14 protein-coding genes are annotated in these 12808 nt (G+C 44.8%); all 14 read left to right on the forward strand.

All coding sequences use genetic code 11. The features are described 5' to 3' along the window. Positions 1–801, forward strand: coding sequence for an NAD+ synthetase (locus SIO70_RS22115; RefSeq protein ID WP_320574396.1), 801 nt, complete (start codon positions 1–3; stop codon positions 799–801). Beyond that, on the forward strand, positions 788–1627 hold the full coding sequence (locus SIO70_RS22120; protein WP_320574398.1) for an SDR family oxidoreductase: 840 nt from the start codon (positions 788–790) through the stop codon (positions 1625–1627). Before SIO70_RS22115 ends, SIO70_RS22120 begins: the two co-directional genes overlap by 14 nt. Continuing rightward, positions 1624–2544, forward strand: a complete 921-nt coding sequence (locus tag SIO70_RS22125) for a sirohydrochlorin chelatase (protein WP_320574399.1) — start codon at positions 1624–1626, stop codon at positions 2542–2544. The genes SIO70_RS22120 and SIO70_RS22125 overlap by 4 nt, the downstream gene beginning before the upstream one ends. Positions 2545–2547: 3 nt before the next feature. Continuing rightward, complete coding sequence (cobI, locus tag SIO70_RS22130; RefSeq protein ID WP_320574400.1) at positions 2548–3255, forward strand: precorrin-2 C(20)-methyltransferase; 708 nt, start codon at positions 2548–2550, stop codon at positions 3253–3255. Then, entirely contained in the window at positions 3252–4601 is a 1350-nt protein-coding gene (gene cobJ, locus SIO70_RS22135) for a precorrin-3B C(17)-methyltransferase (protein WP_320574401.1), read from the forward strand. Before cobI ends, cobJ begins: the two co-directional genes overlap by 4 nt. Beyond that, positions 4594–5781 carry a precorrin-6y C5,15-methyltransferase (decarboxylating) subunit CbiE gene (cbiE, locus tag SIO70_RS22140; RefSeq protein WP_320574402.1) on the forward strand — a complete coding sequence of 396 codons (1188 nt, stop codon included), beginning with the start codon at positions 4594–4596 and terminating at the stop codon, positions 5779–5781. Before cobJ ends, cbiE begins: the two co-directional genes overlap by 8 nt. A gap of 2 nt (positions 5782–5783) precedes the next feature. Then, on the forward strand, positions 5784–7604 hold the full coding sequence (cobM, locus tag SIO70_RS22145; RefSeq protein ID WP_320574403.1) for a precorrin-4 C(11)-methyltransferase: 1821 nt from the start codon (positions 5784–5786) through the stop codon (positions 7602–7604). A gap of 69 nt (positions 7605–7673) precedes the next feature. Continuing rightward, the gene (locus tag SIO70_RS22150; RefSeq protein ID WP_320574405.1) at positions 7674–8411 is read left to right on the forward strand and encodes a precorrin-6A/cobalt-precorrin-6A reductase; all 738 of its coding nucleotides are present in this window, start codon (positions 7674–7676) and stop codon (positions 8409–8411) included. After that, positions 8402–9205, forward strand: a complete 804-nt coding sequence (cbiD, locus tag SIO70_RS22155) for a cobalt-precorrin-5B (C(1))-methyltransferase CbiD (RefSeq protein WP_320574407.1) — start codon at positions 8402–8404, stop codon at positions 9203–9205. Before SIO70_RS22150 ends, cbiD begins: the two co-directional genes overlap by 10 nt. Further along, the gene (locus SIO70_RS22160) at positions 9156–9458 is read left to right on the forward strand and encodes a hypothetical protein (protein ID WP_320574409.1); all 303 of its coding nucleotides are present in this window, start codon (positions 9156–9158) and stop codon (positions 9456–9458) included. Before cbiD ends, SIO70_RS22160 begins: the two co-directional genes overlap by 50 nt. A 313-nt stretch (positions 9459–9771) precedes the next feature. After that, positions 9772–10467, forward strand: a complete 696-nt coding sequence (locus SIO70_RS22165; RefSeq protein ID WP_320574411.1) for a hypothetical protein — start codon at positions 9772–9774, stop codon at positions 10465–10467. Then, positions 10464–11387 carry an ATP-binding protein gene (locus SIO70_RS22170; protein WP_320574413.1) on the forward strand — a complete coding sequence of 308 codons (924 nt, stop codon included), beginning with the start codon at positions 10464–10466 and terminating at the stop codon, positions 11385–11387. The genes SIO70_RS22165 and SIO70_RS22170 overlap by 4 nt, the downstream gene beginning before the upstream one ends. Positions 11388–11470: 83 nt before the next feature. Further along, positions 11471–12070 carry a vWA domain-containing protein gene (locus tag SIO70_RS22175; RefSeq protein WP_320574415.1) on the forward strand — a complete coding sequence of 200 codons (600 nt, stop codon included), beginning with the start codon at positions 11471–11473 and terminating at the stop codon, positions 12068–12070. Between the two features lie 3 nt (positions 12071–12073). Next, positions 12074–12577: a bifunctional adenosylcobinamide kinase/adenosylcobinamide-phosphate guanylyltransferase gene (locus SIO70_RS22180; RefSeq protein ID WP_320574416.1), complete on the forward strand. Its 504-nt coding sequence runs from the start codon at positions 12074–12076 to the stop codon at positions 12575–12577. Positions 12578–12808 lie beyond the last annotated feature (231 nt).

A 12808-nucleotide genomic window follows, 5' to 3' on the forward strand; every position in this document is an offset into this window, starting at 1 on the left:
ATGGGAACCAATATTTCAGGATTTATCGTATTGGCCGTTCTTGGCCTTCGCCATGGACTGGACCCGGACCACATTACTGTGATCGATGGTTATACTTACCGACTCCACATGAACAAAAGTATGTGGAGCAAATGGGTAGGTACCCTCTTTACATTTGGACATGGTATTATGGTCACCGCCATCGCATTGTTCCTTTGTATACTGAAGAACAATTTCAATATCCCGCCACTGCTGGATATCGTAGTAGAATGGACTGCCTCGCTGATGTTGTTATTTATGGGTATTTCGAACCTGATCTATTTGAAGAGAGGTCAGGTACAAATGACCGGTATCCGACAGAAATTAATCCCGGATGCATTCAACAAAAGCCTGAATCCTTTTACTGTAATACTCACAGGCATCATCTTCGGATTCATCTTCGATACCTCTTCGCAGATTGCAGCCTTTGGCTATGCTGTAGCAGTATCAAACCAATGGATCTACGCGATCCTCGGTGGCGTTGTATTTTCTATAGGATTAATCCTTACGGGCACCTGCGATTCCATGCTGCTCAGCAAACTACTCAAGACCTTTGACCAGAAGAAGATCCAGAACCACCGGTTCAAATTGAATGTACTGATCACAATCATGTGTTTCGCTATTCCCATCTACAAAATACTCAGTACATGGAATACTTCCCTGGAATTGAGCGACACGCAGAACAATATTGTGGGAATAATTTTCATAAGTATCATCATTTCATTGTATGCTGATTTATATTTGAGGCACAAATTCAGTAAATCAGGCAATGGAACAGAATGAATATACAAAGAACAGATCCATCAGCATCCTGGGCTGTGGCTGGCTCGGCTTACCATTAGCCGAACTTTTTGTTCAGCAGGGATACCAGGTTAAGGGGTCTGTGACCAGTGAAGAAAAGCTGGAAACGCTGTCTGAAAAAGGGGTACTCCCCTACAAGGTCACCATCACCGACCAGGCCATTGATTGTAATGACCTGCCGGGATTCCTGGATAGCGATATCCTGATCATCAATTTTCCCCCCGGTCGCAGGCCGGATATTACCACTTATCACCCTGCCCAGATTGCCTTACTGATTCAGGCAATTGAGCCAAGCCCCGTCAGGCACGTGCTGTTTATCAGCTCCACCTCCGTATACCCTGACCTGAACAGGGAAATAACGGAAAAAGATAGCGTACCCCCTACCAAAGGTAGCGGACAAGCCCTGTTGCATGCAGAGAACCTGCTCCTTTCACAAGCGAAATTTACTACTACCATACTTAGACTAGGAGGCTTGATCGGGTACGACCGTATGCCGGCGCGCTTCCTGGCTGGCAAAAAGGACGTGGAAAACGGGGATGCCCCTATCAATGTGATTCACCAGGATGATTGCCTGGGACTGATCAGTGCGCTCATTGAACAGGAGGTCTGGGAAGACATTTTCCATGCTGCCGCCGATGAACACCCGACCCGCAAAGTTTATTACACACTGGCAGCTGAAAAAGCAGGACTGGAAGTTCCTACCTTTGCCGAAGGCAAGCCGTTGTGTTTTAAGATTATCAATTCTGATAAGATCAAGCGCCGCCTGGGTTATACATTCAAACACCCTAATCCACTGGCATTATTATGAAAGGGATATTAATATGCGGACATGGCAGCAGGGACCCGGAAGGAGTACGGGGATTTAAAGAGCTGGTCGCGTTGCTCAAAGAGAAGTACCCGGACTATATAGTCGATTATGGCTTTCTGGAATTTTCACATCCCGTGTATGCAGCGGCGGTAGAACGCATGTATCTGGCGGGAGTGCGTGAAATTCTGGCGATTCCTGCAATTCTCTTTGCCGGCGCGCATGCCAAGAACGATATTCCTTATGAGATGAATACCCTGCAAAGCCAGTATGAAGGATTGACGATACGACTGGGCAGGCACATAGGTATTACACCATCTATTTTAAAACTCGCACAGAAACTTATACGGGAAGCAGGTGGTACAGGAGATCTTTCTGATACCTGTCTGCTGGTAGTTGGCAGAGGAACTTCCGATCCTGATGCCAATGCTGATGTGGCGAAGATGACCCGGATGCTGTGGGAAGGAATGGGATTTGGCTTTGCAACAACAGCCTATATCGGGGTGACAAAACCTTTGCTGCAGGAGGCCTTACCACTGGTGAATCTCCTGCCCTATAAGCGGATCATTGCAGTGCCGGTATTTTTGTTTACAGGCGTGTTATTGAAAAAGATATATACGCAACTGGACGAATACAAGGCTCAGACTGATAAAACAATACTATACACTTCAGGTTTCGAATGTGATGACCTATTGTTAGACACGATCGATGAACGGATCAGGGAGGTGGAGGTTGGAAGACCGGAGATGAATTGCCAGCTTTGTAAGTATAGAACTCAGATAATTGGATTTGAGGAGGAAGTGGGCAAAGAGCAGGTGGGACACCATTTGGCAGTGAAAGGGATATTGTTTGAAGAAGATGAGAAGATTGAATCGGGGAATAAGGTGATCAGTAAATTTAAAAAGATATTGGGGATCTGAGTTATGGCAAAACATGGTAAAATTTATGGCATATCTCTTGGCCCCGGCGATCCTTTATTGATAACCGTGAAGGGCCTGCAGGTGTTGCAGCAGGTAGATAAAATTTATTATCCGGGCTCTTTGCTCGAGGATGGCAGTACCATCAGTTACTCCCTGGGCATATTGCAATACCATCAACTGGATGAGCGCAAATTCAGGGGCATGTTCCTGAAAATGAGTAACAACAGAAGCGAGGTTGCGGGCACATATGCCAATACGTTCCTGCAGATGTGGGAGGATTACCAGATGGGGTTACAGGTAGCGTTTGTAAGCGAAGGGGATATTTCCTTTTACAGCACATTTGCTTACCTGATGGAACATATTCAGCAATATAAGTTAGATGTGGAGATCATAGCAGGGGTACCATCTTTCCTGAATGGAGCGGCCGCACACCAGTCTCCATTAGGTGTACTGAATGAGAAAATTGCCATTCTGCCACGCATGCAGGATGCTAAACAACTGAACCATTTATTAGATTCCTTTGATACCGTAGTACTGATTAAGGTGCGGAGTGTGATCAAAACCTTGTTGCCGGTGATGCACAACAGGGCATTGCGGATGATGTATTGCGAGAGACTGGGTACTCCCGATCAGTTTATCACAACAGATATACAGGCTATTAAAGATAGGGAGCTACCTTATTTTTCGCTGATTATTTTAAAGAAATTATGAGATTAAGTGTAGTGGGCATAGGTCCCGGCGGCGCTGATTACATTTTGCCAGTCGCACAACAGGTATTATCAAGTGCAGATATCGTGATTGGGTATAGTTACTATTTCCAGTTCATCAGTCATTTGCTAAAACCCACCTGCGAATGTATTGGCAAAGACCTTGCTGAAGAAGAAGCACGTGCAGAACTGGCAGTAGATAGCTGTGCCCCCGGTAAGCATGTAGTTGTAATCAGTTCTGGCGATGCCGGTATTTATGCCATGGCATCACTGGTATACCAGTACGCAGGCAGACACCCGGAAAATGATATTGCATTGCAGACCATTCCGGGTATCAGCGCATTCATAGCCGCTGCAGGTAAACTTGGTGCGCCACTCGGTCATGACTTCTGCTGCATCTCCCTATCCGATTTAATGACACCATGGACCACCATAGAGCAACGTATCAAAGCGGCTGCCTTTGGTGACTTCGTCACCTCATTATATAATCCAAGAAGCAAAAAACGCTTCTGGCAACTGGAACGCTTTAAAGAGATCTTTTTAGAACATCGTTCGCCAGATACTCCTGTGGCAATAATACGTCAGGTAACACGCCCTGAAGAAAACATCCTCATTACCACACTAAAAGAATTGCCTGTAGAAGCAGTAGATATGTTCTCGCTGGTAATGGTGGGCAATTCACAAACATACCAGTTCAAAAACTTCTTAGTAACGCCCCGTGGTTATTTAGATAGAAAGCCACAAAGCGGACAGGAGATCCAGGATGAAAGTTTCAGACAGATCGCCGCGCAAATGCAACGTACTGATTTATCACCTGCCGATAAGTGGGCGGTAATGCGTTGTATACACACAACGGCTGATTTTGAATATGAGAATCTGTATCATTCTAACGATAACGCTATTGGCCGCTGGCAGGAATACCTGCAACAAGGCGGTACGATTGTAACGGATGTGACAATGGTGCAATCCGGTATTACCCGTTCTTTCCTGGAAAAATACCAGTCCCAGGTACATTGTTACTTAAATGCAGAAGGCGTGCTTGAACTCGCGGCAAAGGAAGGCTTGACAAGAAGTCAGGCCGGCATGCGGCTGGCGATAGAGAAACACCCGGAGGCATTGTTTGTGGTAGGAAATGCACCGACAGCGTTGTTTGAGTTATGCGACCATTTGGGATATGGTAGTTTTAAACCTGCAGGCATCATTGGTGCACCGGTAGGCTTTGTGAATGTGGTGGAATCAAAATTGAAATTGCAGGCCATGAAGCATATTCCTTATGTGATAATAAAAGGTCACAAGGGAGGTAGCAATGTGGCAGCAAGTATTGTAAATGCAGCATTTTCTTATGAATAAATACGTGGTCATAGGGATTTCAGATCATGCACACTTCACCTTAGGGGATGAAGTACGGACCCTATTACCACAACACCGGTATTTTTCAGGAGGCAGGCGACACCTTGAACGGATACAGCCATATCTGCCGGAAAAATACGAATGGATCAATATTACAGTTGATATTCCCGGCTTGATAGAACAGTATCGCCAGCTGGATGGCACAGTAGTGATCTTTGCTTCAGGCGATCCATTATTTTATGGATTTGCAAATAGCATCCGGAAGTATGATCCAAAGGCAGCCATGAAGGTCTATCCTTATTTTAATAGCTTACAGTTATTATGTCAGAAATGCAATATTGCTTATGCCGGATTGTATAACACATCTGTTCACGGGCGTGGATGGGATGAATTAGATACAGCACTGATCAAAAGAGAAAAGCTGATCGGCGTATTGACAGATGGCGTAAAGACACCTGGTACTATAGCAAAAAGACTTTTATCATTTGGGTATAACAACTACACAATGATAACAGGTGAAGCGTTGGAGGGTGTGGAGGAAAAAATCACAACACACTCATTACCAGAAGCCACAAACGGCTTATTTCACTCCTTGAATTGTGTATTATTAATACAAACCACGCCGCGCAAAAAATATTCAGGCATTCCAGATGCATTATTCGAAGGACTACCGAACAGGCCAAACATGATCACCAAGATGCCAATAAGGCTATTGAGTTTGACCCAATTGGATTTGTTTCAGCGAAGTGTATTATGGGATATCGGCTTTTGTACAGGCTCAGTAGCCATTGAAGCCAGGAATAATTTCCCTCATTTACAGGTAGTCGCTTTTGAAAAGAGAGAAGCATGTGATGCATTGCTGGATATAAATGCCTGCAAATTTGGAGTACCCGGAATTATAAAGGTGATGGGTGATATTTTCGAACAGGACTTATCTGGCTATCCCCTACCCGATGCGATATTTATCGGCGGGCACGGAAACAGGTTAGATGCCTTAATCCACTTCCTGCATTTGCATATAAAAAAAGACGCTCGCATTGTCATGAATGCGGTCAAACCCGAAAGCAGGGCACAATTTACGCAGACCATGACGACCTTAGGCTATCACCTGCATGCCCCTGTAGATATTACAATTGACGATCATAATCCGATCACTGTCCTCACGGCAGAAAAAATATAAACATGAACAAAACAGCGATCATAGCCAGTACAGACAGAGGCGTGGAATTAGGTTTGCGCATCAGGCAGGAATTTCCTCATGCTGTAGTGGTAAGTACGCGCACACATGAGCAGGTAACCAACATCCCTGCTATAGCAGATTTCTTACAGACCAGTTACGATAAGTTCGATACCCTGGTATTCATTGGCGCATTAGGTATTTGTGTAAGAAGTATTGCGCCTTATTTACAAAACAAACATACAGACCCCGCAGTCATCAATATGGATGACCATGGGTATTATGTGCAGGCAGTCGTATCCGGCCATGAAGGCGGCGCAAACGCATTAGCCACGAAACTGGCACGTGCTACAGCCGGACAGGCCGTGATCACGACCAGTAGCGACCTGCAACAGTTATGGGCACTGGATACATTGGCTGCGCAGTTTAACTGGAAAGCCGCTACAAATAATGCATTAATTGCTTTATTTGTCAATAACAAACCCACAGCAGTTTTATTAGATATCAAAGACAAAGGTACACAGCACCTGGAAAGAACGAAGCCTGCCTTTGCTGATATTTATTACGCTTATGACGAGATCGACTTTTCGAAATATGAATTGCTGATTGCGGTTACTTATAAAAACTATGAGGCCCCCATTCCGGTATTGCATTACCATGCACCTGTATTAAATATAGGTATGGGATGTTCAAGAGATATTGAAACTGACCTGCTGGAAGCATCACTCCGTGAGCAGTTTCACACACAGGGACTGGCTTTATCCGCTTTAAATGCAATCGGGTCTATTGATATCAAAGGAGACGAAACTGCTTTCATTGCCTTAGCACAAACATTAGGTATACCCTTTATCACCTTTACTGCCGATGAATTAAATACACAGGTAGTCCCAAATGCATCTGAAGTAGTCCTGTCTAAATTGGGCGTACACAGTGTATCTGAAGCGGCTGCCATGCTGCTATCCGGTAATAACGGTTTACTTCTTGAAAAGCAAAAGATAACTGTAGCCTCCGGCAAAAAACATACCCTGGCAATTGCCATTGATAAAAGCGCGGTGCGCAAAGCAGAAGTGGTAATCGTAGGGGCAGGACCGGGAGATGCTGAATTGATCAGTATCAAAGGAAAGCAGTTATTAGAGACTGCGGACCTGATCTTGTATGCAGGTAGCCTGGTTCCGGAAGAACTCACCTATTATGCGAAAACAGGCGCAGTAGTACGTAACTCCGCCAGTATGACGCTGGAAGATCAGATCAGTCTTATGGAAACGCATTATGCGAAAGGGCATTTGATCGTGCGTTTACAATCCGGCGATCCTTCCATATATGGCGCGATACAGGAGCAGATGACCATCTTTGATGAGAAAGACATGGACTACTCCATCGTACCAGGCATCTCTTCGTTCCAGGCGGCAGCAGCTTATCTGAAATCTGAGTTTACCATCCCGGAAGTCGTGCAAAGCATCATCTTAACACGTGGTGCCGGTAAGACCCCGTTACCGGAAAATGAGAAACTGAATGAGATGGCAAAGCACAAGGCAACCATGTGTATCTTCCTGAGTGCGACTATTGCGAAATCAGTACAGGCACAACTACTGGAACATTACGCACCTGACACACCGGTGGCAGTATTGTACAGGGTGACATGGAAAGATGAAGCAGTATTTACCGGTCAGTTAAAAGATCTTGCTCAGATCATCAGGGATAATAAACTAACCCTCACTACCCTGGTCATTGTCGGTGATGCAATTGGTGCAAGAAAGAACAGATCACATTTATATAGTCCTGAATGGAAACACACATTCAGAACAGGTAAAACATTAAATGTATAATAATGATACTTGTATTTGATGGAAGGACAAAATGACGATCAGAACAGGTAAAACTATAAAAGCATATTCATGATACTCGTATTTGGTGGAACGACAGAAGGAAGAAAAACCATGGCCCTGCTGGAACAGGCAGGCTTACCTTATTGCTATTCTACCAAATCGGAAATCGACATGCCATCGCAGACTTATGGCACATACAGGCATGGAGCACTCACCCCTGCTGCACTACAGGCTTTCTGTAAAGATCAGGGGGTACGTGTAATAGTTCATGCCAGTCATCCGTTTGCAACCGTATTACACCAGGCAATTGCGGAAGCAGGCTTGCCTGTTTTACGCTTTGAAAGAGAATATCCGGCACGTACAGTACATCCGCTGGTGAATTACTTTGAAAGTTATGATGCAGCAATGGACTATTTGTCCGTACATCCTGTAAAAAAGCTATTAGCCTTAACTGGTGTACAGACAATCCGTCAACTAACCAGGTATTGGCAGCATAATGAAACAGTTTTCAGGATCCTGCCAAGGGATAGTTCATTGGAACAGGCATTGGCAGCAGGTTTTCCAAAAGAAAAACTGATCATGGAAATGCCGGGCAATGAAGCGGCACTGATTGCTTTGCACAACATTACAGGTATACTGACAAAAGAAAGTGGTGAATCAGGTTTATTATCTGTCAAGATCAATGAAGCACTGGCAGCTAACATTCCCATTTTTATCATTTCCAGGCCTGTTATGCCGGCAGGGTTTATATCCGTAAAAGAAGATGATTTATTAGATCATTTAAAAGTTTATGTGGCATGTCTCTAAGAACAGGATATACCACCGGCGCCTGTGCAACTGCCTGTACCAAGGCAGCCCTGATAGCCCTGTTGACTCAGGCTCCTGTTGAAGAAATTGAGATCACATTACCACTCGGTCAAAAGGTATTATTCAAAGTAACCTGTTCATTTAATAATTTAAGTGCAACCTGCACCACGATCAAAGACGGTGGCGATGATCCGGATGCAACACATGGAGCCACCATCGGAAGCAGGGTTTCATTAAATACAGGAGATGATATTGTTTTTCTCAGAGGCGAAGGTGTAGGTGTAGTCACATTACCCGGCCTGGCCATTGGAGTAGGCGAGCCTGCGATCAATCCCGTTCCAAGAAAAATGATGCGCGATGCAGTGAATTTTATCCGGCATCAGTACCAGCTTACACAAGGTGTAGACATACAGGTGTTCGTAGTGAATGGAGAAGAGATCGCAAAGAAGACGTTGAATGCACGTATCGGTATTCTTGGTGGTATATCAATATTAGGTACCACTGGCATTGTAAAACCATTCAGTGCCTCTGCTTATATTGCCAGTATTACACAGGGCATTGATGTATCGATTGCTAATGGTTGCGATACCGTCGTGATCAATTCAGGCGGTCGGTCTGAAAATATATTAAGAAAGCGCTTCGCGCTTCTGCCGGAATTTGCCTTTGTGCAATATGGTAACTGGATTGGTGAAACATTGGATAAAATAAAAAACGACTCCCCTGCGGAAAGTGAAAATGGGTATTATGCTGGGCAAGGCCTGCAAACTGGCACAGGGAGAGCTGGACACACATAGTGGTAAATCCAGCTGGGATAAACAATTCATTTATGAACTGGCTATGGGTTGCGGGTATCCTCCGGAACAATGTCAGCCCATTCTGGATCTGAATCTGGCACGCAGACTGACGGAATTGTTTCCTTTTAATGCAGAAGAGGCTTTCTACAAAGCATTGGCAGCACGCTGCTATGCGGTATGTAAAGCGATCATCCCTGCTGTAAGACTGGAAATATTATTGATTGATGCGAATGACAATATAATTAGCTGGTAGTGATGATTGGAAATTTTGTTATTGATGCATATGAAAATTTAATTGCCTGCCAGCGAGGCTTGGAAATATTATTGATTGATGCATATGATAATATAATTAGCTGGTAGTGATGATTGGAAATTTTGTTGATTGATGCATATGAAAATTTAATTTCCTGCCAGCGAGGTTTTGAAATACTATTGATTGATGCGAATGACAATATAATTAGCTGGTAGTGATGATTGGAAATTTTGTTGATTGATGCATATGAAAATTTAATTGCCTGCCAGCGAGGTTTTGAAATACTATTGATTGATGCGAATGACAATATAATATGATTGGATTTTTATTAACAGATTCTATTTTATTAGGCGTACAACATTCTTTTGAACCGGACCATATGGCCGCCGTATCAGTATTGGCATCTGAAAAAGCGAACAACAAACTAAGTCTCCGCAAACTCATCTGGCGATCTTCCCAATGGGCATTAGGTCACTCCGTTTCTTTGATCCTCTTCAGCTTTTTCGCTTTATTATTGAAATCGGCTTTGCCTGTGAATATATCCGCCTATGCTGAAATGGCGGTAGGCCCCGTCATGATATGGCTGGGAATTTCCGCCATCCGCCGCAACCACCAGTTGAAAAAACTGATGGCTACCCACAAGGAATTTGCAGCGCACGACCACCTGAACAATGCCCTGCACATCCATGGCAAACAAGGGCAGGAAATCGCCATGAATCCCCTGAGCCGTAGCTTTTGGGTAGGCATGCTTCATGGCCTGGCAGGTACAGGCGGCGCCTGTGCCATCGCCCTTATACTGGCATCAAAAGATGCAGGTACGGCCATGTGGATTATCGTATTGCAAAGTTTGGGGATCGTTATTGCCATGACCACTTATAGTTGTGTACTGGCATTTTCCGTATCCCGTTTTATTGAAAGAAATCAGGTGGCGTTCAAATCAATGAACGCCATCGTCGGCCTCTTCTCAATTGGAGTAGGCTGTGTATGGGTATATAATTGTTTTGTATGATCACGTATCCTTTTACTGCCATTTGCGGACAGGAAGAATTTAAACTAGCGCTGACACTGTGTATGATCGATCCCGGATTGGGAGGCGTACTGGCACTGGGTGACAAAGGCACTGGTAAAACCACCACTGTAAGAGGGCTAAGTCATCTCCTGCAGGATATTCCTTTTGTAAACCTGCCAATAGGTGCAACAGAAGATCGTGTGCTGGGCAATGTAAAATTGGATGTGCTCCTGAACGAAAAGCGGCTGGAAATACAACCCGGTTTGCTGGCAGCAGCACATCATGGTATTCTCTATATAGACGAAATAAACCTCCTGAGTGATTATCTCATGGATGTATTACTGGATGCGGCGGCAAGCGGTGGCTATTATCTGGAAAGAGATACCATCTCCCAATGGATGGAAAGCCGCTTTTGCCTGGTAGGCACGATGAACCCGGAAGAAGGGAATCTGCGTCCGCAGTTGTTAGATCGCTTTGGATTAAGTGTACATATCAGTACACCTACAGATAAAGCGCTGCGCATGGAGATTGTACAGCGCAGGATAGCTTTTGATACAGACGCAGCAAAGTTTATTAAAAAATATAGTGACCATGAAAAGATGCTTGAAGCGCAGATCGTAGCTGCTCAGAATTTTTTACCCGCGGTTACGATTCCAACAAAGACCTATGATGTAGTCACTGACCTTTGTATCCGGCACCAGGTGGAAGGGATGCGTGCAGATATATTATTGATGAAAGCAGCCAGGGCACATGCCGCGTTTCATGGACAAAATACTATAAGGGAAGAAGATGTGCATGTAGTTCAAAACTTTGTCCTCTCCCACCGTTCACGTCAAACACCGCCGCCTCAAAGCTCTTCCCGCGAAAGCAAGCCTTCGGGCGATAAGGAGGGGGAGCCGAAAAAGGTCAGAACGATTTAAATAATTACCTTTTACAGGCAGCTGGCACTGAAAAGAGGTTAAATCTCAAAGGTGGGCCGAAAGGCCGTAAAAAGGGCCTGCCAATGCCTGTAATGACCACTCCCGTTATCGGCAATGATCATCAGACACGCGATCTGCTCGGCACAGTAAAAAATTACTTACTCACCGGCCAGCCTGAAATAAAATACCAGCGTAAATCTTCAAAAGCTGCCCTGTCTTTGTTATTTTTAATTGACAGCAGCGGCTCAATGATCAAAGACAGGCAGATCGCTTATATTAAGGGAGTCATTGCTCAAACTATTGCGCAGCATCAACACAAACGGCTGCGCTATGGCGCAGTTGCCCTTGCACAGGGCGATGCACAACTGGTATCACATTATACAACAGACACGACCAGTTTTATCGAAAGGATCGCCCAATTGCGGTCAGGCGGCAAGACCAATCTGAAAGCAGGGTTGCAACTTATACAACAAATGAAAACATCCGACAGGACACAACTTTACATCTTCACAGATGGGAAGATCAATACCGGCGGTAGTTTGCAGGACGCGGCCCTTTATTTCAAACAACACCTCCGGACTTTGTCTGCAACCACTGTCGTTAACATTGAAAGTGGTTTTGTGAAACTGGGCAGGGCGGCCGAGCTGGCAAAAGGAATTGGTGCTACTTACTTAAACTTATAACAGATGATCCATTACATTTCAGGCGGACAAAGGTCCGGCAAAACAAAATTTGCTATGCAGACAGCCTCGCAGCTGACCCCAAACCCTGTTTACCTGGCTACCAGCCGCATCTGGGATACAGAACACCAGGCAAGGATTGAGTTGCATAAACAGGAACGTGATCATCAATGGGAAAATATAGAAGAAGAGAAAGAAGTCAGTAAACTATTACTGCCCAACAGAACCGTGGTTTTTGACTGCGTCACCCTGTGGCTGACCAACTTCTTTACCGATGCACATTATAACATAGACATCGCACTCAGGGAGGCCAAAGCAGAATTTGACCTCTTTGCTGCTCAGGAATTTAATCTCATCATCATCTCCAACGAAATCGGTATGGGCGTACACGCTGATACTGAAATCGGCAGGAAGTTCGTCGACCTGCAGGGATGGATGAACCAATACATCGCACAAAAAGCGGATAAGGCAACGCTGATGGTATCAGGACTAGCCATTACAGTTAAATAAAACTGGCAGCACTGATATTATCAGAACTACCATTACAGTAACAAAACTGACAAGGCCACCCTGACAATCTCAGCACCACCACCTCAGTAACAAAACTGACAAGGCAACCCTGACATCTCAGCACCACCACCTCGGTAACAAAACTGACAAGGCAACCCTGACATCTCAGCACCTCCACCTCAGTAACAAAACTGACAAGGCCACCCTGATAATCTCCGCACCACCCATTAT

It is taken from the genome of Chitinophaga sancti (assembly GCF_034087045.1).
Taxonomy (GTDB): Bacteria; Bacteroidota; Bacteroidia; order Chitinophagales; family Chitinophagaceae; genus Chitinophaga; species Chitinophaga sancti_B.

What these genes read in the sequence shown, in the direction of transcription:
- cobI (WP_320574400.1), top strand. Translation starts at nt 2,548, where the DNA reads ATGGCAAAACATGGTAAAATTTATGGCATATCTCTTGGCCCCGGCGAT.
- SIO70_RS22150 (WP_320574405.1), top strand. Translation starts at nt 7,674, where the DNA reads ATGATACTCGTATTTGGTGGAACGACAGAAGGAAGAAAAACCATGGCC.
- cbiE (WP_320574402.1), top strand. Translation starts at nt 4,594, where the DNA reads ATGAATAAATACGTGGTCATAGGGATTTCAGATCATGCACACTTCACC.
- SIO70_RS22160 (WP_320574409.1), top strand. Translation starts at nt 9,156, where the DNA reads ATGCTGGGCAAGGCCTGCAAACTGGCACAGGGAGAGCTGGACACACAT.
- SIO70_RS22165 (WP_320574411.1), top strand. Translation starts at nt 9,772, where the DNA reads ATGATTGGATTTTTATTAACAGATTCTATTTTATTAGGCGTACAACAT.
- SIO70_RS22175 (WP_320574415.1), top strand. Translation starts at nt 11,471, where the DNA reads ATGCCTGTAATGACCACTCCCGTTATCGGCAATGATCATCAGACACGC.
- cobM (WP_320574403.1), top strand. Translation starts at nt 5,784, where the DNA reads ATGAACAAAACAGCGATCATAGCCAGTACAGACAGAGGCGTGGAATTA.
- cbiD (WP_320574407.1), top strand. Translation starts at nt 8,402, where the DNA reads ATGTCTCTAAGAACAGGATATACCACCGGCGCCTGTGCAACTGCCTGT.
- SIO70_RS22170 (WP_320574413.1), top strand. Translation starts at nt 10,464, where the DNA reads ATGATCACGTATCCTTTTACTGCCATTTGCGGACAGGAAGAATTTAAA.
- cobJ (WP_320574401.1), top strand. Translation starts at nt 3,252, where the DNA reads ATGAGATTAAGTGTAGTGGGCATAGGTCCCGGCGGCGCTGATTACATT.
- SIO70_RS22120 (WP_320574398.1), top strand. Translation starts at nt 788, where the DNA reads ATGGAACAGAATGAATATACAAAGAACAGATCCATCAGCATCCTGGGC.
- SIO70_RS22125 (WP_320574399.1), top strand. Translation starts at nt 1,624, where the DNA reads ATGAAAGGGATATTAATATGCGGACATGGCAGCAGGGACCCGGAAGGA.
- SIO70_RS22115 (WP_320574396.1), top strand. Translation starts at nt 1, where the DNA reads ATGGGAACCAATATTTCAGGATTTATCGTATTGGCCGTTCTTGGCCTT.
- SIO70_RS22180 (WP_320574416.1), top strand. Translation starts at nt 12,074, where the DNA reads ATGATCCATTACATTTCAGGCGGACAAAGGTCCGGCAAAACAAAATTT.